General features: G+C 51.4%; 21 protein-coding genes. 19 read left to right on the top strand and 2 right to left on the bottom strand.

The annotated features are described in order from the left end of the window. Positions 1 to 1,056 (bottom strand): deoxyguanosinetriphosphate triphosphohydrolase, encoded by a 1,056-nt coding sequence (locus OOT00_RS14365; RefSeq protein WP_265426093.1) that lies wholly within the window; start codon positions 1,054 to 1,056, stop codon positions 1 to 3. A gap of 251 nt (positions 1,057 to 1,307) precedes the next feature. Between OOT00_RS14365 and OOT00_RS14370 the strand changes: the two genes are divergently transcribed. The 18 genes from OOT00_RS14370 to OOT00_RS14455 all read left to right on the top strand — a co-directional run bounded on the left by OOT00_RS14370 (position 1,308) and on the right by OOT00_RS14455 (position 20,441). After that, positions 1,308 to 1,862, top strand: coding sequence for a type I restriction enzyme HsdR N-terminal domain-containing protein (locus tag OOT00_RS14370; RefSeq protein ID WP_265426094.1), 555 nt, complete (start codon positions 1,308 to 1,310; stop codon positions 1,860 to 1,862). After that, positions 1,859 to 2,368 carry a nucleoside deaminase gene (locus OOT00_RS14375; protein ID WP_265426095.1) on the top strand — a complete coding sequence of 170 codons (510 nt, stop codon included), beginning with the start codon at positions 1,859 to 1,861 and terminating at the stop codon, positions 2,366 to 2,368. Before OOT00_RS14370 ends, OOT00_RS14375 begins: the two co-directional genes overlap by 4 nt. A 188-nt stretch (positions 2,369 to 2,556) precedes the next feature. Continuing rightward, positions 2,557 to 3,069, top strand: a complete 513-nt coding sequence (gene infC, locus OOT00_RS14380; RefSeq protein ID WP_265426114.1) for a translation initiation factor IF-3 — start codon at positions 2,557 to 2,559, stop codon at positions 3,067 to 3,069. A 166-nt stretch (positions 3,070 to 3,235) separates the two neighbouring features. After that, entirely contained in the window at positions 3,236 to 3,433 is a 198-nt protein-coding gene (gene rpmI, locus OOT00_RS14385) for a 50S ribosomal protein L35 (RefSeq protein ID WP_265426096.1), read from the top strand. Between the two features lie 158 nt (positions 3,434 to 3,591). After that, positions 3,592 to 3,948, top strand: a complete 357-nt coding sequence (rplT, locus tag OOT00_RS14390) for a 50S ribosomal protein L20 (RefSeq protein WP_265426097.1) — start codon at positions 3,592 to 3,594, stop codon at positions 3,946 to 3,948. 157 nt (positions 3,949 to 4,105) lie between these two features. Beyond that, entirely contained in the window at positions 4,106 to 5,113 is a 1,008-nt protein-coding gene (pheS, locus tag OOT00_RS14395; RefSeq protein WP_265426098.1) for a phenylalanine--tRNA ligase subunit alpha, read from the top strand. A 2-nt stretch (positions 5,114 to 5,115) separates the two neighbouring features. After that, positions 5,116 to 7,539, top strand: coding sequence for a phenylalanine--tRNA ligase subunit beta (gene pheT / locus OOT00_RS14400; protein ID WP_265426099.1), 2,424 nt, complete (start codon positions 5,116 to 5,118; stop codon positions 7,537 to 7,539). A 262-nt stretch (positions 7,540 to 7,801) separates the two neighbouring features. Continuing rightward, complete coding sequence (rimP, locus tag OOT00_RS14405; protein ID WP_265426100.1) at positions 7,802 to 8,245, top strand: ribosome maturation factor RimP; 444 nt, start codon at positions 7,802 to 7,804, stop codon at positions 8,243 to 8,245. Between the two features lie 13 nt (positions 8,246 to 8,258). Further along, a complete protein-coding gene (nusA, locus tag OOT00_RS14410; RefSeq protein ID WP_265426101.1) occupies positions 8,259 to 9,650 on the top strand; it encodes a transcription termination factor NusA in 1,392 nt (463 codons plus the stop codon). Positions 9,651 to 9,727: 77 nt separating this feature from the next. Beyond that, entirely contained in the window at positions 9,728 to 12,643 is a 2,916-nt protein-coding gene (infB, locus tag OOT00_RS14415; RefSeq protein ID WP_265426102.1) for a translation initiation factor IF-2, read from the top strand. 125 nt (positions 12,644 to 12,768) lie between these two features. Further along, positions 12,769 to 13,152 carry a 30S ribosome-binding factor RbfA gene (gene rbfA, locus OOT00_RS14420; protein ID WP_265426103.1) on the top strand — a complete coding sequence of 128 codons (384 nt, stop codon included), beginning with the start codon at positions 12,769 to 12,771 and terminating at the stop codon, positions 13,150 to 13,152. Next, complete coding sequence (locus OOT00_RS14425; protein WP_265426104.1) at positions 13,133 to 14,110, top strand: DHH family phosphoesterase; 978 nt, start codon at positions 13,133 to 13,135, stop codon at positions 14,108 to 14,110. Before rbfA ends, OOT00_RS14425 begins: the two co-directional genes overlap by 20 nt. Before the next feature lie 2 nt (positions 14,111 to 14,112). Then, positions 14,113 to 15,021 (top strand): tRNA pseudouridine(55) synthase TruB, encoded by a 909-nt coding sequence (gene truB, locus OOT00_RS14430; RefSeq protein ID WP_265426105.1) that lies wholly within the window; start codon positions 14,113 to 14,115, stop codon positions 15,019 to 15,021. 169 nt (positions 15,022 to 15,190) lie between these two features. After that, complete coding sequence (gene rpsO / locus OOT00_RS14435; RefSeq protein WP_265426106.1) at positions 15,191 to 15,460, top strand: 30S ribosomal protein S15; 270 nt, start codon at positions 15,191 to 15,193, stop codon at positions 15,458 to 15,460. Between the two features lie 228 nt (positions 15,461 to 15,688). Further along, positions 15,689 to 17,860 carry a polyribonucleotide nucleotidyltransferase gene (locus OOT00_RS14440; protein WP_265426107.1) on the top strand — a complete coding sequence of 724 codons (2,172 nt, stop codon included), beginning with the start codon at positions 15,689 to 15,691 and terminating at the stop codon, positions 17,858 to 17,860. A 12-nt stretch (positions 17,861 to 17,872) separates the two neighbouring features. Further along, positions 17,873 to 19,174 (top strand): M16 family metallopeptidase, encoded by a 1,302-nt coding sequence (locus OOT00_RS14445; RefSeq protein WP_265426108.1) that lies wholly within the window; start codon positions 17,873 to 17,875, stop codon positions 19,172 to 19,174. Continuing rightward, positions 19,171 to 19,617, top strand: a complete 447-nt coding sequence (gene dut, locus OOT00_RS14450; protein WP_265426109.1) for a dUTP diphosphatase — start codon at positions 19,171 to 19,173, stop codon at positions 19,615 to 19,617. Before OOT00_RS14445 ends, dut begins: the two co-directional genes overlap by 4 nt. Positions 19,618 to 19,628: 11 nt before the next feature. Further along, positions 19,629 to 20,441, top strand: coding sequence for an MBL fold metallo-hydrolase (locus OOT00_RS14455; RefSeq protein WP_265426110.1), 813 nt, complete (start codon positions 19,629 to 19,631; stop codon positions 20,439 to 20,441). A gap of 209 nt (positions 20,442 to 20,650) precedes the next feature. Here OOT00_RS14455 and OOT00_RS14460 read toward each other — a convergent pair whose 3' ends face one another. Continuing rightward, on the bottom strand, positions 20,651 to 20,818 hold the full coding sequence (locus tag OOT00_RS14460; protein WP_265426111.1) for a hypothetical protein: 168 nt from the start codon (positions 20,816 to 20,818) through the stop codon (positions 20,651 to 20,653). Positions 20,819 to 21,308: 490 nt separating this feature from the next. On the opposite strand from OOT00_RS14460, the gene OOT00_RS14465 reads away from it, so the two are divergent. After that, positions 21,309 to 21,812, top strand: coding sequence for a hypothetical protein (locus OOT00_RS14465; RefSeq protein WP_265426112.1), 504 nt, complete (start codon positions 21,309 to 21,311; stop codon positions 21,810 to 21,812). The last annotated feature ends 1 nt before the right edge of the window (position 21,813 follow it).

The raw sequence follows: 21,813 nt of genomic DNA on the forward strand, positions 1-21,813 counted from the left end.
TCAGAACTGAGGAAACGGCATAAAAATTCTGTGGTACAGATTCAGAGCATACCGATCCGTCATACTGGCAATGGTATCACAAACCACTTCCTCCCGCGTATCCGTCTCCGGGTTAAAGGGCAATAACTCCATCCGCGTAAGCTCCGCCTGAAGCTGTCCATCATCTTCCATCAGATAGGTAAACAGCTCTGTAAGAATTTTTTTGGCTTTCACAAATTCATTATGCACCTTTGGTGACCGGTAAACATTATCAAAAAGAAACTGGCGCAGCTCTGCCATTGTTTCATATACACTGTCACTCATCCGAAGACAGAACCCTTTTTCCTCATGGGTGCTGTTAAAAATCAGATCCCTGATCATCGTTGTACTCCGAGCCGAATGGGTTTCTCCCAAAACACGTACGCAGGATTCAGGAATCTCATCCCGGCTTATCACTCCGCTTCGAACCGCATCATCAAGATCATGATTCAGGTACGCAATAATGTCGGCAATACGCACCACCCTTCCCTCTATGGTATGGGCCGTCTCTCCAGGCTCCGTTGGAATAATGTTTCCAAACCCCTTTGAGTGTTTGAGAATTCCATCCCTTACCTCATAGGTTAAATTCAGACCAGCCCCTTTTTTTTCCAGCAGATCCACCACGCGAAGACTCTGGGCGGCATGGGAAAAATGCCGGGAATAAATTTCTTTCAGCACGGTTTCCCCTGAATGCCCAAAGGGGGTATGGCCAAGGTCATGGGCAAGGGCCACAGCCTCCGTCAGATCCTCATTGAGGCGCAGGGCTCTGGCAATGGTCCTCGCTACTTCCGCCACCTCCAGGGTGTGAGTGAGCCGAGTTCTGTAATGATCTCCCATAGGAGACAGAAAAACCTGAGTTTTATGCTTGAGACGTCTGAAGCTGTTTGAAAAAACAATGCGGTCTCTGTCCTGCTGAAAAAGAGTCCGGATAGGACAGGACTCCTCCGGGCGCCGCCTTCCCCGGGACGCCGTTACACAGCACCCATAAGAAGCAATAAACCCAGTCTCCCGTTCCTCAAACTGCTCTCGTATGGACATGAGTTGCCTGCCTGCTGAAATTCCGTTATATTCTCTAAGAAAAAACCCCGACCGGACTTCATCCTATGCACAAGACACCACCCCTTGTAAAGTACAAGACAGCGCAAAAAACTCCCCTTGGCACCGATCCTCCTTGTCACACGGCCCTGACCATAGGGGATTCAAACGCACCCTCAAGGATTATTTCCCGCCTACATGGAGCTCCTCCCCATAAATCCGGGCAGAACCACTTTTGAGAAAGGACAGAATCCATGGGCAAGCATCACCTCGTTCTCGGTAGCATGCAGGATGTTATAAGCGGCAGCATCATTGAGGACAATCATGACAACCGCTACAGGCAAAAAATTGCACGCATTCTTCTGAAAAAAGGATATGAAAGAAATCAGATTCAGGCTCGCATACCCGTGGTTCTGAAATGCGATAATAAAAAAGCACTGATCCACCTTGACTTTCTGATTCAAAACCAATCAAAACATACATGCTTTCTTATCCGATACGGTCCGGGGTCCATTGTCACACGAAGAACACCATCACGGGCAGCAGCCATGCTCACCGGCTCGCCACTACTGATTGTTACCAATGGAGAAGATGCGGAACTAATTGAAACCCGCAGCGGTCAGATTCTTGCCCAGGGACTTGAAGCCATTCCCTTCCCCGAAGAACTCCCGGAACCCGGAACCACCATTCCAGTCCTTTCCGCCGAGACAAGAGAACGATGCCACCGCATCCTTTATGCTTTTGAAATCAATGATGCCTGTCCCTGCGATGAAAACATCTGCTATCTTGATAACGGAGATTACCCATGAACAAAGACCACGTAGCCATGACACAGGCCCTTAAACTGGCAAGAGAAGCGCTGGATGCAGGGGAATTCCCCGTTGGCTGCGTCATCACCCTTGATGCAGACATCCTTGCGGCATCAAGGAGGGAAACATCCATCGGGACCCTGCCCAGCGAAATCACCCACGCAGAAATACTTGCCCTCCGCCAGCTGGAACAGATTCTCCCTATGAATGAAAGAAAAAACGCCACCCTGTATACAACCCTGGAACCCTGCCTCATGTGCTACGCCGCCATACTGCTGTCTGGGCTCGGCAGAATTGTCTGGGCCTATGAAGATGCCATGGGTGGCGGCACAAACTGTAACCTTCATGAGGACCTCCCCCCCTTCTATGCAAGCCGACAGCCGGAAATCCGATCTCACTTTCTTAGAGAGGCGAGCCTTTCTCTCTTTAAGTTGTTTTTCAGCAATCCCAAAAACAGCTACTGGAAGGACAGCCCCCTGGCACGATACACCCTTGCAGCACCCTAACCCCTGAATCATTATTCCATTATTATTTCTATATTTATTTCTTGCACAGTCACAAGACATGGGGTATATATTCAGGCTGACCAACTTGAACCGATCACTATCTTTATCAAAAGTGATTTAAACGGATAACGCGCAGCACGAGGAGGTCCGGTATAATTAGCAACGGACGCCAGCAGGGACAAGAAGCCCTGCAACAGAGCAGGACAAGGATCAACCGGAATATCAGGGCAAAGGAAGTCAGGGTCATTGACCCCGATGGAGAACAGCTGGGTATTATGCCTGTACCCAAGGCCCTTGATATTGCCGCAGGGCTGGCACTGGATCTGGTGGAGGTTTCTCCTCAGGCCAAACCGCCGGTCTGTAAAATTATGGACTACGGAAGATTCAAGTACGAGCTTACCAAAAAACAGCAGGAAGCCCGAAAAAAACAAACCGTTGTCCAACTCAAGGAAGTTAAGGTAAGACCCAAAACCGGGGACCACGATCTCGAAACCAAACTTAAAAACATCCGGAAGTTCATAGAGAAGCGTAACAAGGTTAAAGTAACCGTGATGTTCAGAGGTCGGGAAATTACCATGAGTGATCGTGGTCGCAGTGTGCTGGAAAGCATTATTGCTGAGGTTGAGGACGTTGCCGTCGTAGAGTCTACCCCGAAATTCGAGGGCCGGACCATGATGATGATTCTTGTCCCTAAAACCTGAAGTAATCGGTCCGGGCAAACAGTAAAGAAGTGTTCATTCTTCTGGCGTGTGTATTTCCGCGCCAGAATTTTTGTTCTTCATGGCCGGCGGAGCCCGTCTGCAGCACGGCCCAGCGGCAACCCAAAGTCTCTGAAACCGATAGAGAATGGCACAAAAGGAGGCCTTTATGCCAAAAATGAAAACCAACCGGGCCGCAGCCAAGCGTTTTACCCGCACAGGCTCCGGCAAGTTCAAGATCCGGAAGGCAAATTCAAGCCACATCCTGACCAAAAAAACGACCAAAAGAAAACGGAACCTGCGTCAGGGTCAAGTCGCCGATAAAACCAACGAAGCCCAGCTTAAACGCCTGATGCCCTACGCATAAGGGATCAGGCTCCGGCATCCTGTAAACGCTGCTGGAACGCAGCCCCTCTCCGAACCTCGTCATCATAGGACTGAAAAGTCCTGTCCTCCGGGGTGCCCTCGAATCCGGAGATAAAACAGGAACTGCCAATATCCAAACTTAATGAGGAGACATGTCAAATGCGTATCAAAAGAGGCTTTAAAGCCAGACAAAGACGAAAAAAGGTATTAAAGCTAGCCAAAGGCTTTCGTGGAGGCCGCAGCAAACTCTTTCGTACAGCGGCCGACTCTGTAGACAAGGCACTGATGTATGCCTATAGAGACCGCCGCCAGAAAAAAAGAGACTTCCGGCGCCTCTGGATTGCCCGCATCAATGCCGCCGCACGGATGAACGGCCTGTCCTACAGCCGGTTTGTCCATGGCCTGAAAAAAGCCAACATCGATCTGGACCGCAAGGTTCTGGCTGAGCTTGCCATTTCCGATCCCGAAGGTTTTGCCTTGATTGCTAAAACCGCATCCGACAAGCTGCAGGCATAACAGGAAAAGAGCCGCAACAGGTTCTTTTCTGAGCGCTGACAACCATGGCAGGCCAAACAATAAAGCCGGAACCTCAACCCCTCTTTCGGGGCAAGGGAGTTCCGGCTTTTTTTAACTGCCATCCCAACGATGACCGTACCAAAACAGGGCATATGACGTGGAAACCAGTATCGAACAACTGAAAGAAGAGGCCATGGCCGCCCTTGAAACGGCCATGGATGCCGGAGAAGTCCAGGCCCTCAGCGTCCGCTATCTGGGCAAAAAAGGCCTTTTAACCCAACACCTGCGGACCATGGGGACCCTCCCTCCCGAAGAACGCCCCGCCTTTGGCCAACGGGTCAACGCCGCCAAGGAAACCCTTGAAAATGCCTTCTCGTCTAAAAAAGCCGAGCTAGAGGCTGCGGCGGCTGACAGGGCAACGGACATCGACATCTCTCTGCCTGGTCGCCGTCCTGCTACGGGAACCCTGCACCCGCTCACCCGCATCCGAAGAGAAATATCCGATATCTTCAGCCGTCTCGGCTTTGAAATATCCGAGGGGCCCGAGGTGGAGCTGGACTGGTACAACTTTGAAGCGCTCAATATTCCGCCCCATCACCCGGCCAGAGACATGCAGGATACCTTTTATGTATCGGACAACGTTGTCCTGCGCACCCACACATCTCCCATACAGATCCGGTTCATGGAAAATCACCAGCCACCCATCCGTATCATAGCTCCTGGCCGGGTTTATCGCTGCGACTCCGACATCACCCACACGCCCATGTTTCATCAGATAGAAGGCCTCCTTGTGGATGACAAGGTCAGCTTCGGAGATCTGAAGGGCATTCTTACAGCGTTTATCCATGCCCTTTTTGACAAAGAAACCAGCCTCCGTTTTCGTCCCAGTTTTTTCCCCTTTACAGAACCCAGCGCAGAAGTCGATATCCGCTGCGTTATGTGCCGGGGAAAAGGGTGCCGCATATGCTCCCAGACAGGGTGGCTCGAAGTCCTTGGCTGTGGCATGGTACACCCCGTTCTTTTTGAAAACACCGGCATCAACCCTGACCATTATCGGGGTTTTGCCTTTGGCATGGGTGTGGAGCGTCTGACAATGCTGAAGTATGGCATCGACGATCTGCGGAAATTTTTTGAAAACGACATCCGATTCCTGGAGCAGTTTTAGCCATGAAACTCAGCCTGAACTGGCTTAAAAGCCTTCTACCGATCTCCATGAAACCCGAAGATCTCGCACACGCCCTCACCATGACCGGCCTTGAGGTGGAAGCCATAGAAAGGCCCTTTGACCATCTGGACGGCATGGTTGCGGGCCGCATCTTTGACATAGCCCCCCATCCCAACGCAGACAAACTGCAGACATGCAAAGTGGATACGGGAAAACAAATTTTTCACGTGGTCTGCGGAGCTCCCAATATCCAAGAAGGCATGATGGCCCCACTGGCACCGGCAGGCACCGGCATGCCCGACGGGACCATTCTCAAAAAAGGAAAAATCCGGGGGGAAATCTCCGAAGGTATGCTCTGCAGCGCAAAGGAACTGGAACTGGACAATGACCACCCTGGCATACTGCCCCTCCCTCCGGGAACCTCTCCGGGAACACCGCTATCTGCAGTGCTGGACATGGCAGATACGGTTCTGACCATCGGCCTTACCCCCAACAGGGTTGACTGCGCCAGCGTCATGGGCCTTGCCCGGGAAATAGCCGCCTTCGGAGATCAGCCCTTCTCTCCCCCTGCCATAAATGTCCCCGGTTCTGACCCTTCACTTGGCCCCATCAGCAGACACACCAGCGTCACGGTGGAAGATCCGGAAGGCTGCCCCAGGTATGCAGCCAGATTACTATCAGACATCAGGGTTGCCCCCTCACCGGCCTGGTTAAAAAACCGGCTGATTGCAGCAGGACTTCGCCCCATTAACAATATTGTGGACATCACCAACTTCGTGATGCTGGAAACGGGGCAGCCCCTGCATGCCTTCGATTTTGACACCCTCGAAGAAAACCGTATTGTGGTCCGCCGGGCAAAACAGGGAGAAACCTTCATCACCCTGGATGAAAAGGAACACAAATTAAATACGGATATGGTCATGATCTGCGACGGGAAAAAGCCTGTAGCCATTGGCGGCGTGATGGGCGGCCTCCACTCCGGAGTAACGGAAAAAACGCAGCGGGTACTCATTGAAAGCGCCTGCTTTGATGCTCCATCCATACGCAGAACCTCAAAAACTCTCGGCATTTCCACCGACTCATCCTATCGTTTTGAGCGTGGTGTCGATCCCCTCGGAACCCTTTACGCCCTTGACCGGGCAGCAGCGCTGATGGCAGAACTCGGAAAGGGAAAGCTTGCGGACGGCAGCATTGACATTCACACCCTCTCTCCGCCGAAAAAGCCCATTCCGGTCACCAGCCGGTTCATCAACGAGCGGATTGGATTGAACCTTTCCGCAGCAAGCATGGCAGCACTTCTCAGCAAAGTCGGCTTTACCGCAGTTGTCAGGGAGGAAAGCCTTCAAGTGGAAATACCCTCCTTCCGAGTGGATATATCCCGAAAAGAAGACATCTCGGAAGAAGTGGCAAGGCTTTACGGATATGACAACATTCCCGTCACGTTTCCGGAAATGCCCGCAGAAACCCGGCTGGACCCTCCGTCCGTGGGCTTCCGCCACAAACTGCAGGACCATATGACCGGACTTGGTTTTCAGGAAATCATCACTTACAGTTTTGTCGCAAAAGACAGTGCGGACAAACTGCGCCTGCCTGAAAACCACGGAATCCGGGCTTCCGTGTCCCTACAGAACCCCATTTCCGAAGAACTGGCCGTAATGCGCACAAGCCTGGTTCCCGGGCTGTTGGGTGTACTGGCGCGCAACCTTGCCCAGCAGGAAAAAAACCTGAAATTTTTTGAAATCGGTACAACCTTTACCCCCGTCGCCGGAAAGGATCTTCCCCAGGAAAAAGAAATTCTGATCCTTGCATGGACAGGGAAACGCAACCCCGCCGGATGGCACACCCGACCGGCAGACTGCGATTTCTTTGATATGAAAGGTGCAGTGGAAGCGCTTCTCCGATTGATCCACGTGCCTGCTGCAGACTTCACTGCCCCCGAAAATCAAGCAGATCTTCCATGGACTCGCAGAGGATCCTGTGCCTGCATCCATTCCGACAGCACACTTCTCGGCCATATATATGAGGTACACCCTGAAACGGCCCGGCTCCATGATGTCAGACAACCCGTTTTTATAGCAGAGCTTTCTCTCAACACCCTCATGAAACAAAGGAAAACCCTGCAGCACACAAAGGAAATACCACGATACCCGGCCACAACCCGTGACATCACCCTTATTCTTGATAAATCCATTCCAGCCGGACAGGTACTGGCCCGGGCCAGAGAAAACCAGCCCGCCATACTGGAGTCCGTTTCCATCCACGACCTGTATCAGGGAGACAAGGCTCCCGAAACAAAAAAAAGTCTTACCCTGCGCATGGTCTACCGCTCCCAGACAGAAACCCTTGCAGACAAAAAAGTAAACAAAGTCCAGGAAAAAATCAGCCAGTCTCTTCAGGATTCATTCCAGGCCTCCCTCCCGTCCTGACCCAGAATCTCCCTGCCGAAAACGGCGGGGAGATTTTCTCAAAAAACCAAGCTTGACAAATCTGTCCGGATAACCTATTAAATGCAACTGGTATGTATTTCGCTTTGAATTTTACGTATAATAGTGAATAAAAAAGCGGTTGTACATTAACCAACAGTACCGGAATCGCCACGGAAAACGGGCCACTGCCCGTTTTTTCTTTATGGAATTCCGGTCTTCCTTTTGCTTTGGAGGACCCCGGTTGCATACGGAACATCAAACTTTGATTCAACGCGTTCATGATCTTGCCCAGCCCCTTCTGGAATCTCAGGGACTGGAGCTTGTTCTGGCAGATCTGGTTTTGGAAGACGGTCGACGAATTCTCCGTATCTTTCTGGACAAACCGGGCGGGATAACTCTGGACGACTGCGTCCGTTTTGCAAAGGAGTTCGGTTACCTGCTGGACATTCACATCAACATTCCCGGCCAGTACAGTCTTGAGGTATCTTCTCCTGGCATCAACCGGCCCCTTGTCAAGCCCTGGGATTTTGAACGTTTTGCCGGGGAAACAGTACGGGTTCGCACCCGGATTCCCATAGACGGCCAGCGCAATTTCAGAGGTGAACTTCTGGGCATCACCGAAGGCATGGTGCACATCAAGCTCGAGGAAAAGACCGCTGCCATTTCCTTCGGGGAAATTCATTCAGCACGGCTCTGCCGGGATTAACGGAGACCACATCATGCTCTTCAGCGATATAAAAAGGGTAATAGAACAGGTCAGTCGGGACAAGGGTATTCCCATGGAAACCCTTATCCATACTCTGGAAGAAGCCCTGGAATCTGCTGCCAAGAAAAAATTGGGGTCCCACATCGACGTGGAGGCTCAGTACAATCCGGATTCGGGTGAAATAGAGGTTTTTCAGTTCCGGGAAGTGGTGGAGGACATCACCAACCCGGATTTTCAGCTCAGCCTCGAAAACGGCCGAAAACTGGACCCGGACTGTGAAATCGGTGATTCCCTCGGAACCAAGCTGGACACCACAAGCTTTGGGCGCATAGCCGCGCAGTCTGCCAAGCAGGTTATCATCCAGAAGGTCAAGGATGCGGAGCGCAATGCGGTCTATGAAGGCTTTATTGACCGTAAGGGAGAAATCATCAATGGCATTGTGCAACGGGTAGACCGGGGAGACATCATTGTCAATCTCGGCCAGACCGAAGCCTTGCTTCCCGCCAGAGAACAGATCCCCAGAGAAACATACCGAAGAGGCGACCGCATCCGGGCCAGCATCATGAAGGTTCTTCAGGACAGCCGTGGGCCACAGATTGTTCTTTCCCGCACCCACCCTCAGTTTCTCATTGCCCTTTTCCGCAGTGAAGTACCGGAGGTTGCCGAGGGTGTCGTAACCATAGAAACGGCCTCCCGAGAGCCCGGAGTAAGGGCCAAAATTGCTGTCTCATCTCAGGATTCCGGGGTTGACCCCGTAGGTGCCTGCGTCGGCATGAAAGGATCCAGAGTTCAGGCGGTGGTACAGGAACTTCGGGGAGAAAAAATCGACATTATTTCATGGAGCCCGGATGCGGCCCGCTTTGTCTGCAACGCCCTCGCTCCGGCCGAAATTCTCAGGGTAGTTATCGATGAGGACAACCGGGCCATGGAAGTGATCGTTCCCGACGAATTTCTTTCCATTGCCATTGGTAAAAAAGGTCAGAACGTCCGCCTTGCATCCAGACTGACCGGATGGCACCTTGATGTCAAAAGTGAGGCATCCTACAGCCTTGCCATGAAAGAAGGCTATGCCACCCTGATGAAAATCCCGGGTGTAGGCATGACACTTGCCGAAGCCCTTTATTCCGAAGGCTTCACTAGTCCTCAGGACGTGGCTGACGCAACGATTGAAGATCTGCTGCAGGTGGAGGGTATGGATGCTGAGACGGCTGAAGCCATCATTGAGGCAGCCCAGCAAGAGAACACCCCAGCCAATAATACAAACAGACCCGGTCCCGGGATCTTCGCAGATAGGGAGTCAACAGACACCGCATCCGCAGAAACCGCACCGGACACAACCACTATAGAAGAGAACCGGCAGGTCCCCGCAGATGAAGCGGCGACACCGGAATCGGAAAACGAGTAATTCCGGACCGGGAAAACCGCGGTGATTCGGAAGCTTCAGAGGGCTGACCTCTGCTACCGGTGAGAAGGGGGATATGGATGGGACGTATGCGAGTCTATGAACTGGCCAAGGAGCTGAATATGACCAACAAGGCGCTCCTCGACAAAATTTATAAAATGGACGGGGTTGAGGTGCGCAGCCACATGAGTGCCTTGGAGGATGGTGAAATAGAAACTATCCGGCGCTTTGTCATGGGAAAAGACAGTGAAGAGGAAAGCCGCAGGGTACAGCCAGCGGTGGTACGGCGCCGCAAGCGTCGGCCGGGACGTTCTTCCGGTACGGAAACATCTCAACAGCAGCCACCCTCTTCTTCGGAAACCACGGAGCCCATGCCTTCGGATGACACATCCGTTTCCGAAGAAAAGGCAGCGGAATATGCGGCCTTGGACCCTGAGGAAACTTCCCTTCCCCAAAGACCTGCAACCAAAGATTCTGCGTCTGCAGAACAGGAACATCCTGTGCAGAAACCCGCAAAACCCGCGAGTGGAGCCAAAATTATTTTCCGCCCCCCGGAATCGAAAACGGAGGCAGCAGTGCCTGCCCCTGTCGAGACGCAGCAGTCTCCGGAAGATACCCCCCCTGCAGAGGCTCCCGTTGAAGAAATCACCCCTGCTCCCGTTTCAGAGGAAAGAACCTCCGCAGTCATGAAAGACGCAGATAATTTGTCAGCAGAAGAAACCACAACGGAAGACACTCTGAACAAAACCTCCGATGACAAACCGGCTGCGGAAATCAAAAAAAGTACGGAAAGCTCCCCTGAAGCGGATGATGCTACCCGCAATGACCGGAAAAAGAAAAAAAGCACTGCGGCAAAAATCATCAAAAGGATTGATCCGGCTGTTCTTCAACAGATGAAATCCGATCGCAGCCCTTCTGCCAAACAAGCGGCCAAACCTGTCGCCGCTCCAGCTGTCATTCCTGTTCCCGAGCCGGACCCTCTGGAAATACTCCTTACTTCTGAAACGCCATCACAGGAAGCGGCTCCCTCCAGCGGAAGCCGCAAAAAAAAGGGGAAAGACAGTCTTTCCAAAGATCTGGCCGAAACCCGCAACGACGAAAACGAGCGCAGGGGCAAGAAAAAAGGTCGTAAGAAATCGGTTGTGGAAGGAGATGCCCTCTACAATCGTGGTAAAAAAGGGAAAAAGGGCAAAAAACAGGAACAGCACCAGAAGACTCAGATCACGGTACCCAAAGCTATCAAGCGCCGTATCAAAGTGGATGATACCATTGTACTCTCCGAACTTGCCAAGCGCATGGGGATTAAAGCCAGCCTCATGATCCAGAAACTCATGATGATGGATGTCATGGCAACGGTAAATCAGACCATTGACTATGATACCGCTACCGTCGTTGCCGGTGAGTTCGGATTCGAGGTGGAAAAGGCCGCCTTTGAAGAAGAGAACATCCTTCAGGGCCACGAAGACCGGCCTGAAGAACTCATTACAAGGGCACCTGTAGTAACGGTTATGGGTCATGTAGACCATGGAAAAACATCCCTGCTGGATACCATCCGTAAAACCCGTGTTGTGACCGGAGAAGCCGGTGGGATTACTCAGCATATTGGTGCCTACTCCGTGGAAACGGACAGAGGACGCATCACATTCCTGGATACTCCCGGCCACGAAGCCTTCACCGCTATGCGGTCCCGAGGTGCGAAAGTTACGGATATTGTTATTCTGGTCGTTGCTGCCGATGACGGTGTCATGCCCCAGACCGTCGAAGCCATCAACCATGCCAAGGCAGCGGAAGTCCCCATTATAGTGGCTGTCAATAAGATGGACAAGCCCGGGGCTGAACCCGACCGGGTAAAACGCGAGCTGTCTGAAAAAGGTGTTCTCGCAGAAGACTGGGGCGGAGACACCATTTTCACCTATGTATCAGCCAAAGAGGACACGGGCATAGACAATCTGCTGGAAATGGTACTCCTCCAGGCGGAAGTCCTTGATCTGAAAGCCAACCCGGATAAAAAAGCCCTGGGCCATGTTGTGGAAGCCAAGCTGGACACGGGCAGAGGCCCGGTGGCTACCGTACTTATTCAGGAAGGCACCCTCCGGACCGGAGATGCCGTTGTCTGCGGTATCCATCATGGCAAGATTCGTGCTATGATCAATGACAAAGGCGACCATAACGCTGAGGCCGGCCCTTCCATTCCCGTTGAAATTCTGGGCCTTTCCGGTGTTCCGGCTGCGGGTGATGAGCTTTTTGCCCTTAAAGATGAAAAAGACGCCAAACAGGTTTCCCAGCATAGGTCTCAGAAGCAGAGAGCAAAGGAACTGGCACGTACCAGCCGCATGAGCCTTGAAAAACTCTTTGAACAGATGGAAGAAGGAGAAGTCAAAGAGCTGAACCTCATTCTGAAGGCTGACGTTCAGGGTTCCATAGAAGCCATACGGGATTCTCTGGAAAAAATGTCCACTCAGGAAGTTAAAATCCACATCATTCATGCAGCCACAGGCACGGTTACAGAATCCGACATATCTCTGGCTGCCGTATCCAACGCCATCATTCTCGGCTTTAATGTCCGTCCCGGAGCCAAAGTGCATGAAATGGCCAAGGAAGAGAATGTGGATATGCGCTTCTATGATATCATCTACAATGCCCTGAAAGACATCCAGGATGCCATGGTGGGCATGATGGCATCCACCTTCGAAGAAAAGGTTCTTGGCAGAGCCGAAGTCCGCCAGACCTTCTTCATTCCGAAAACAGGAACCATTGCCGGCTCCTTTATCACGGATGGTAACGTATACAGAAATCAGAAGGTGCGCCTGCTGAGAGACGGCGTCATTATGTACGATGGCCGCATGTCCTCCCTCAAACGTTTCAAAGAAGACGCAAGGGAAGTGGCCAAAGGATATGAATGCGGAATTGGCATTGAAAATTACAACGATATAAAAGTGGGTGATATTATTGAATCTTATGAAATCATTGAGATCAAGCCCACCCTGAAGGAGTAAACGCCGCTCCGTACAGCATCTCCTCACACAATCAGAAACCGCCCGGAGAGCGATGCTTCCCCCGGGCGGCTTTATTTGCTACAAAACTGCCTGATCATAAATTCAGGTTCGTTAAAGGAGTCATCATGAAAGCCTCCCCCAGAGCTGACAGGATCCGAGGCCGCATCCTTGAGGTTGTTGCAGGCCTTCTCAGCCGCGACATCCAGGATCCCCGCCTGCACCTTGTGACCATCACCGGTGTTGATATCAGCAGGGATCTGCGCATAGCCACAATTTTTTTTACCACTGTCAGCGGACCTCAGGCACAGGCCGATGCACTGAAAGGTTTTGAAAGTGCCAAGGGATTTATCAAGCGTCATGCAGCCAAAGAACTCGGCTTACAATATATGCCCGACCTTCGTTTTCGCCATGATGACTCTTTTGACTACGGAGCCCGCATGGAGAAAAAGCTCCGCGAGGTGATGGCAGAAGACAGGAAAGATGACAATCATGATCAGGAATCTTCTTAACGAATCGTCCCATCTCCTGCTGGTCTCCCATGTGCAGCCTGATGGCGATGCCATAGGTTCCCTTCTGGCCCTTGGGTTGAGTCTCCAGGCCCAAGGGAAGCATGTCACCATGTACAATGAGGATGGCACTCCTCCTTCCTTTGCTTTTTTACCTGGCACAGAAAGAGTCACGGAACATCCCGGAGAGCTGGCCCAATACGACACCCTTATCGTGCTGGACTCCGGAGACACCGATCGTATGGGCAGCCGGGCCCAGGAACTGATGAGCATCCCCTGCATTATCAATATCGACCATCACCCCAGCAATACTCTCTTCGGATCCCTGAATATGGTGGATCCAGAAGCTGCCTCCACCACAGTCATGGTGTGGAGACTGCTGCAACAGATGGAATGGCATATACCGACAGAAGCTGCATGGGCCATATACACAGGTATTTTCACGGATACCGGTGGTTTCCGATTTGGCAACACCAATACGGAGGCCCTTTCCATAGCCGCCGCCATGACATCTCTGGGAGCAGACCCGGAAACCGTATCCAGACATATCATGGGCAGCTATTCCTTTGCCTATATCCGACTGCTTCAGGAAGCCCTCAGCTCCATCCGCCTGGCTGCAGACGGGAAGCTGGCTTCCATGACCCTTACCAGGCACATGCTTGAAAAAACGGGAGCTACAGAAGGAGAGGCCAGTGGCCTTGTCAACTATGCACGCTATATTGATGGCGTAAAAATGGCTGCATTGATCCGGGAAAAAGATACCCACACAGAAACGGAACCTTCCTACAAAATCAGTCTCAGGGCGGACGGAGATATGGATGCAGCTGCCATTGCAGTGGCCCATGGCGGTGGTGGTCACAGAGCTGCTGCCGGTTTTTCCACATCCCTGCCTCCGGAAAGCATTCTCAAAATGCTGGAAACCTGCATCCAAACCACGAAAAACGACAGCCAGCGCCTATGACAATGGACGGAATACTTCTCATCGACAAACCCCGCGGCCTCAGCTCTGCGGCGGTTGTGGGATGCATCAAAAGAACTTTTGGCCTTAAAAAAATCGGGCATGCAGGAACACTGGACCCTTTTGCAACGGGCCTTCTTGTTCTCTGTCTGGGAAGAGCCACACGCATTTCCAGATATTTTCTGGGCGGAGATAAAGCCTATGAAGCCACTCTGAGGCTAGGGTTTGCAACGGATACTCTGGATCCGGAAGGGGCCATTACAGAGCAGGCACCCATACCGCAGGTAACCCCCAAAGCAATCCGTGATATTTTTAAACAATTCTCAGGGCCCATACGGCAGATTCCCCCAGCCTATTCCGCCTTGAAACATAATGGTGTTCCACTTTACCGTCTTGCAAGGCAGGGAAATCCCGTGCAGAAACCTGCTCGCTCCGTAGTAGTTCACACCCTTGCATTACAAGACATCGCACTACCGGACATCCGCTTTTCCGTTCACTGCTCCTCTGGAACCTATATCCGCACACTGGCAGCAGACTTTGCCCGCTCCATGGGCACCGTGGGGCACCTCGTGGAACTGAGAAGGACCGAGTGCTGTGGATTCAGCATCCATAAGGCGTTGAACCTGGAAGAGTGCCTGGAAAAAGCCCGGCAGACTCCCGCCATGCTCCCCGACTTGATCCCAATGACAGAAGCCCTACACTTTCTGCCCGGAGTCAGGGTAAATAATGCTTTGACGGAAAAGATCTTTCATGGCAAAGTGCTCAGCACAGCGGAAATCTTGCCTTCCGTTCCTCACTTCGGCCCTGTGCGCGTACTGAACGCAGAGAGCAGGCTTGTGGCTGTAATCCGACGAAATGAGGACGACCCGGATTTTTTCTGTTACGATGCAGTGCTGGCCGACGGGACAGCATAACAATCAGAGACAAGGGGCAAACCCAAACATTGCAAGACAGGCCTGCCCCCTCTTATCACCATGCCCTTTTGCATATCGTTTAAGCCTAAAGGCTTACGGTCTGAATGGAATATCGGATCGAAAACGCAGAAGGTTTCAGCCATTATTATTCCAAACGAGGAGACGTACTGTGGTATTCACAAATGAACAAAAAAAAGAAATCATTGAAAAATTCAAGACCCATGAATCCGACACCGGTTCCCCGGAAGTGCAGATTGCTCTTTTGACCCACAGAATCAGCTATCTTACGGAGCATCTCAAGATCCATAAAAAAGATCATGCTTCCCGCAGAGGACTGCTGATTCTGGTTGGACAGCGCAGGCGTCTGCTGAACTACCTCAAGAAAAAAGAAGCACAGCGTTACAGAGACATCATCGCAGCCCTCGGACTGCGCCGCTGATCTTTCCCGGGATTTTTTTCCCGAGCCCTTCACCACAGGGGTTCAGGTACTGCCTGAGCCCCCCATATTAGCCCCGCGCCTGATGCGGACAAAGAGGGACTTCCGCATAAACATCTTTACGCCTCCATCCTCCAGCCTGTCTCCATATCCGGAGACGTCTAGATGTTTCTGCGTAAGTCCGTTTCCACGCTTGTCCTGCATACGGCCATAAGCGCAAGGAGTTTTCATATGCAATATACCTATTCCACAGAAATCGACGGCAAAAGCATTTCCATCAGCACCGGAAAAATTGCCAAGCAGGCCTCCGGCACGGCTATTGTTCAGTGCGGTGAAACCATTGTCATGGTAACGGCCGTATCTTCCAACGATGAAAGGGACATTGATTTTCTTCCCTTAACCGTTGAGTATCAGGAAAAAATCTATGCAGCGGGACGGATCCCCGGCAACTACTTCCGCAGGGAAATGGGAAGGCCCAGTGAGAAAGAAATTCTCACCTGCCGTCTTATCGACCGCCCCATACGCCCCCTTTTCCCTAAAGGCTACCGCAGTGAAATCCAGATTATTGCCACCGTGCTTTCCATGGATAAGGAAAATGATCCGGATGTGCTTGCCATTATTGGTACCTCAGCCGCCCTCACCATATCAGACATCCCCTTTGAAGGGCCCATTGCTGGGATACGGGTGGCCAGAATCCAGAACAAATTTGTTTTCAACCCCACGTTATCGGATCTCAAACATCCGGAATGCGACATGAATATCGTGCTGGCCGGATCTAAAACCGGTATTGTCATGGTAGAAGGCGGCACGAACTTTGTCAGTGAAGCCGATGTACTGGATGCCATCTTTTCCGGCCATGATGCCATACAGCCTCTCATCCGCATTCAGGAGCAGCTCCAGGAGAGTGCCGGCAAGTCCAAACGGAGCTTCACTCCTCCGGCAGTCGATGCAAGTCTGGCCGCAAAAGTAACCGAACTGGCAGCAACCCACCTTACACAGGCATTAAAAGCCAATGATAAAATGGTTCGTAAAGCCAATGTCAGTGCCGTCAAGAAACAGTTGCTGGAAGATCTTGGAGAGGAAGGGGCTGAGCGCAAAGGCGAAGTTATGGGCCTTTTCGAAAGCCTCATGAAAAAGGTCAGCAGAAAAATTGTGCTGGAAGAAGGAACTCGTGTAGATGGACGGGCTTTTGATGAAGTCCGCCCCATCAGCTGTGAGGTTGGTATATTGCCCCGCCCCCACGGTTCTGCCCTTTTCACCCGCGGAGAGACTCAGGTTCTGGGAGTTCTGACACTGGGATCCGGCCGGGATGAGCAACGCATCGAAACCCTTTCCGGTGACGAGACAAAACCCTTCATGCTGCACTATAATTTCCCCCCCTATTGCGTGGGCGAAGTAAAAAGATTTGGTGCGCCCAGCCGGAGGGAATTTGGCCATGGAGCCCTTGCCACCCGTGCCATTGAACCCGCTCTCCCCGTGGCTGAAAACTTTGAGTACACCATACGACTGGTCTCTGAGGTGACCGAATCCAACGGATCGTCCTCAATGGGTACTGTCTGCGCCGGTACCCTGGCCCTCATGGACGGAGGGGTACCCATCAAGGCTCCCGTATCCGGCATAGCCATGGGCCTTGTAAAAGAAGGAGACCAGGTGGTAGTCCTATCTGATATACTCGGAGACGAAGATCACACTGGAGATATGGACTTCAAGGTGGCCGGTGGCGAAGCGGGCATCACTTCCATTCAGATGGATATCAAAATCACAGAGCTCTCCAGAGATATTATGGAAAAGGCTCTGGATCAGGCCAAAAAAGGCCGCCTTCACATTCTGCAGACCATGCTGGCTGCCATTCCCCATACCCGGGATGATCTTTCTCCCTATGCCCCCAAGGTCTTTACCATCAAAATCAACCCTGATAAGATCCGGGATCTCATTGGGCCTGGCGGCAAAATGATCCGTGCCATACAGGCGGAAACCAACTGTGATCTCAATGTGGATGATTCCGGAACGGTGAAAATTTCAGCAGCTAACCTTGACGATGCCGAAGCAGCCAAACAACGGGTTCTTGAAATCTGCATGGAGCCGGAAGTAGGCGAAATCTATACTGGAAAAGTCGTACGTACAACTGATTTCGGGGCCTTTGTTCAGCTCAAACCCGGAACCGACGGCCTTGTTCATATTTCCGAACTTGCCCACCATCGTGTCAAAAAAGTCACGGATGTGGTCAATGAAGGAGACGAACTTCAGGTAAAAGTCCTTGAAATTTCAAGAGACGGCAAAATTCGTCTCAGCCATAAGATTCTTCTGGAACCACCCGCAGGAACTCCGGATGCTCCTGAAAACGGAGACAGCGACCGTCCACGCCGGGATGATTCTAACAGCAGCAGACCCCGTCGGAGATAACAAGAATTTCATATGGACCCGATGACCCGAAAAACTACACTGGCCAACGGTGTCCGGATTCTTACCCACCAGGTACCCCATGTGCGATCCGTCGCCATGGGTATCTGGGTTGATGTTGGAGCAAGGGATGAATCCGAAGAGGAAGCGGGATACTCCCACTTTCTGGAACACATGATGTTTAAAGGCACACAGAGACGCTCCGCTTATGAACTGGCCAAGGCCTTCGATGCCATAGGCGGACAGTCCAATGCCTTTACCACAATGGAAACAACCTGCTACCATGCACGCGTGATGGATACCCACCTTCCCGTCATGGTGGACATTCTCGCGGATATGTTTCTGAACTCCTGTATAGATCCGGAAGAAATAGAAAATGAACGACCTGTCATTCTTCAGGAAATCGGCATGCTGGAAGATTGCCCGGAAGAATTCGCTCACCATCTTCTGGAAAAATATGCATGGGGAGAACATCCACTTGGGCGGTCTATCCTTGGCACCCCCAAAAATATTCTCAACCTTACATCCAAAGATCTGACTCAATTTTTCCGAAAATACTACTGTCCTTCCCGTGTTATTATATCCCTTGCCGGAAATCTGGAGCACGGTCACGTACTTGATCTGCTGGCTCCGGCATTTGAAATTCTTCAGCCGGGTCAGGGTCGTTCCGATCGGTACACTCCCCTGCTCCAAAAAGGTGTTCGTGTTACCGCCCGACCCATTGAGCAGGTGCATCTCTGTCTTGGTGCGCCCGGACTGGCCATCACCCACGAAAACCGTTTCTCCGCTTCTCTGCTCACCACCATTCTGGGCGGCAACATGAGCTCACGCCTTTTTCAGGAAATACGGGAAAAAAGAGGACTGGCTTATTCGGTTTATGCTTTTTCTGCCGGACACATGGACACGGGGATGATGGGTATCTATGCAGGGGTAGCCCCCAGCACCGTGGAAACGTCTGCCGAACTCATACACAAAGAACTGCAACGTCTCTGCACGGATCCGGTAAGCACGGAGGAACTGGAAGGAGCCAGAGCCTATACAAAGGGTAACATTCTCCTTTCCATGGAAAACACAGAGAATCTTATGGTAAAACTGGCCCAGAATGAAATCCATTTCGGCCGCTATATTCCCGTGGAAGAAACCCTTACCAAAGTCGATGAGGTTACACAGGAGAGTATTATCCGTCTGGCCTGTACAGCCTTTTCAGAAAATCACTTTCTGGTTTCCATTCTTGGTCCTTCAGACAGTGCCGCATCTCTGGGGGATAAATTCGGAATTCGAGAAGCAAAAGAACTCTCTGGGGAAAAAAAAGCATGAAAGTTCCCATTCTCCGCTTACAAAATGCCGGGGACATGGATCTGCCCTCCTACATGACAGAGCATGCCGCCGGCATGGATATTCCGGCGGCCGAAGACTGCCTTCTTGAACCTGGCGATATACAAGTGATCTCAACCGGCTTTGCCATGGCGCTGCCTCCGGAACTGGAAGCCCAGATACGGCCCCGGAGTGGACTGGCAATCCGTCATGGCATTACAGTTGTCAATGCTCCTGGCACAATCGATGCTGATTACAGGGGAGAAATCAAGATTGGACTCATCAATCTCGGGAAAAAACCATGGCAAATACGTCGGGGGGAACGCATAGCCCAGATGATTATAGCACCCGTATGCCGCATCATATGGGAGGAAACGGACTGTCTTGAAGATACGGATAGAGGAGACGGAGGATTCGGGCATACAGGAATGGGAGGTTCTGCATGAAAGATGGCTGCATGCCCCCTCGCCGGTCCCTTTCCCTCACGGTGCTGGCCAGTGGCAGCAAGGGCAACTGCATTCATATTGATGACGGGGAGACAGCCATTCTTATAGATGCAGGGTTTTCATGCAAAGAAATCACACGCCGCATGGAACTTTACAATATTTCACCGAAAAAGCTGTCTGCCATAATCCTCTCCCACGAGCACGGCGATCATGTCACAGCCGCCGGAGTCCTTTCACGGAAATTCAATATTCCCGTATACGGAACAACGGGTACCTTAAACGCTGCAGGAAATAAAACGGGGACTCTTTTTCAGCGCAAGGACATTACCTCCGGAGTACCCTTTGCGGTGGACCGATTCCTTATCCACCCCTTTTCCATTTCCCATGATGCGGCAGATCCAACAGGGTTCACCATCAGCTCTGCCTGTGCCAAGATCGGTATCGCGACCGATCTTGGCATTGCCACAACTCTGGTTAAGGCGCATCTCATGGGGTGTCATGCTCTGGTTCTGGAAGCCAATCACTGCCCGGATATGCTGGACAGGGGACCTTACCCATGGGCTCTTAAGCAACGGGTAAAAAGTCGGGCAGGCCATCTCTCCAACACAGCCGCACGGGACCTTCTGGGGGAGCTGGCCAATCCCAGCCTGTCTCATGTTATTCTTGCCCATCTGAGTGAAAAAAATAATCTCCCTGAAAAAGCGAACCGTATTGTTGGGGAGGCGCTGGACCAGACCACTACCAAGCTTTTTACTGCCTGTCAGCCTGCTCCGTTAGCCCCGATCCGACTGACGATGCCCGCTGCCAGACCTCTCTGCGCCTGATACGAATAAGCGTAAAACGCCGTGGATAAAACCATTGATTTTGCCGGGCGAGTCAAAACAGTGATGGCTTTTAATTCTGACGAGTGGGGGGCCTAGCATGGCTGTTTGCATAGTTTCAAACTGGCCCTGAAAAAAGCAGACATAAAAAAACCGGCCTATGCCGGTTTTTTTCTACAGCCCAATAAGGTGTGCCCCCCCGGGATTATTATTCATTTGGGCCTCTTAAAACGATATTCCATTTTCATTTCTTTCGTATTTGGCGTTACACCAAAAAGTGTCCATCCCCGTTCCTGATAGTGACGCAGAGACTCCGTATGACGCATGGCATTGAGGCCATCCATCAATACTTTTTTATATTCAACATTTACATTAAGCATAACACACCTCCAAAGTCAGAAAGCGTTGCAGGTCCATCATCTTCACAAAATCGGACCCGACCATGCAGTATCTCTTTGACAAGATCTGCACCTAAGGTGTTCTGAACCATTTCATTCGTGGACTAAGGCCGCAGGCTTCTTTGTGGCTAGCCAAATAAATCCTAAAATAATAACCGGCGGCCTTACAGTCCGGTGCATAGGATACCGGACAAAAGAGGGAGGGGGCACAACAAGTACTAAAATCTATCATTTATCCCCACACGTCAAGTCTTTTTTTAGAAACACCCTATCTCCGGGCCCGCAAAGATCGAAACAACCGGATCAAGGTACTGGAATGGTAACTCAGCACCCCTTTTTTATCCTCATGGCATCTATCCTGTTTACAAAAAGGCTGCAATCCTATATGGAACCAACTTAAACTGCGATGTTCATAACTGAAAAACGATAACGATCCTTCGTTAAAAGGATCGATGAACCAAGAGGGGTTATCATGGCAAAAAAACCGATTAAGAAAAAAACCACGACAAACCCGAAGAGCACCACATCAGAAACTACCTCCACCACAAAAGCAACCCGCACGACCAGCAAAACCAGTGCTGCAAAAAAAAGTACCAGCACTAAAAAAACCAGTGCCACCAAAACTTCCCCTAAAAAAGAGACACAGAGTATTCTTTTACGGAAATTTGATGACTGGAGGCCTGCGTCTCTTTTTCAGGTCCCCCCAAGCATGGTCACAATTCCTTCCGCGCCTCCATTTACGAATGCATCCGATGATAAAGAAATAAAACGGATCAAAACACTCCTTCTGCAAACGCACTCTCCAGACGACTTCATTCTCTCTCCTGAAAAAAAGGCCGCACAGGAAGCCAGGTTTACAGCGCATGAAGAAGCACGCATGAAGGCGGAAGAAGAAGCAAAAAAGAAAGCCGAAGAAGAAGCGCGCATAAAGGCGGAGAAGAAGCAAAAAAGAAAGCCGAAGAAGAAGCGCGCATGAA

This window comes from Desulfobotulus pelophilus, from assembly GCF_026155325.1.
Classification (GTDB): domain Bacteria; phylum Desulfobacterota; class Desulfobacteria; order Desulfobacterales; family ASO4-4; genus Desulfobotulus; species Desulfobotulus pelophilus.

What these genes read in the sequence shown, in the direction of transcription:
- pheT (WP_265426099.1), top strand. Translation starts at nt 5,116, where the DNA reads ATGAAACTCAGCCTGAACTGGCTTAAAAGCCTTCTACCGATCTCCATG.
- OOT00_RS14455 (WP_265426110.1), top strand. Translation starts at nt 19,629, where the DNA reads ATGCCCCCTCGCCGGTCCCTTTCCCTCACGGTGCTGGCCAGTGGCAGC.
- rplT (WP_265426097.1), top strand. Translation starts at nt 3,592, where the DNA reads ATGCGTATCAAAAGAGGCTTTAAAGCCAGACAAAGACGAAAAAAGGTA.
- OOT00_RS14365 (WP_265426093.1), bottom strand. Translation starts at nt 1,056, where the DNA reads ATGTCCATACGAGAGCAGTTTGAGGAACGGGAGACTGGGTTTATTGCT.
- OOT00_RS14370 (WP_265426094.1), top strand. Translation starts at nt 1,308, where the DNA reads ATGGGCAAGCATCACCTCGTTCTCGGTAGCATGCAGGATGTTATAAGC.
- OOT00_RS14445 (WP_265426108.1), top strand. Translation starts at nt 17,873, where the DNA reads ATGGACCCGATGACCCGAAAAACTACACTGGCCAACGGTGTCCGGATT.
- OOT00_RS14375 (WP_265426095.1), top strand. Translation starts at nt 1,859, where the DNA reads ATGAACAAAGACCACGTAGCCATGACACAGGCCCTTAAACTGGCAAGA.
- OOT00_RS14440 (WP_265426107.1), top strand. Translation starts at nt 15,689, where the DNA reads ATGCAATATACCTATTCCACAGAAATCGACGGCAAAAGCATTTCCATC.
- rpmI (WP_265426096.1), top strand. Translation starts at nt 3,236, where the DNA reads ATGCCAAAAATGAAAACCAACCGGGCCGCAGCCAAGCGTTTTACCCGC.
- OOT00_RS14425 (WP_265426104.1), top strand. Translation starts at nt 13,133, where the DNA reads ATGATCAGGAATCTTCTTAACGAATCGTCCCATCTCCTGCTGGTCTCC.
- infB (WP_265426102.1), top strand. Translation starts at nt 9,728, where the DNA reads ATGGGACGTATGCGAGTCTATGAACTGGCCAAGGAGCTGAATATGACC.
- truB (WP_265426105.1), top strand. Translation starts at nt 14,113, where the DNA reads ATGGACGGAATACTTCTCATCGACAAACCCCGCGGCCTCAGCTCTGCG.
- OOT00_RS14460 (WP_265426111.1), bottom strand. Translation starts at nt 20,818, where the DNA reads ATGCTTAATGTAAATGTTGAATATAAAAAAGTATTGATGGATGGCCTC.
- nusA (WP_265426101.1), top strand. Translation starts at nt 8,259, where the DNA reads ATGCTCTTCAGCGATATAAAAAGGGTAATAGAACAGGTCAGTCGGGAC.
- rbfA (WP_265426103.1), top strand. Translation starts at nt 12,769, where the DNA reads ATGAAAGCCTCCCCCAGAGCTGACAGGATCCGAGGCCGCATCCTTGAG.
- OOT00_RS14465 (WP_265426112.1), top strand. Translation starts at nt 21,309, where the DNA reads ATGGCAAAAAAACCGATTAAGAAAAAAACCACGACAAACCCGAAGAGC.
- dut (WP_265426109.1), top strand. Translation starts at nt 19,171, where the DNA reads ATGAAAGTTCCCATTCTCCGCTTACAAAATGCCGGGGACATGGATCTG.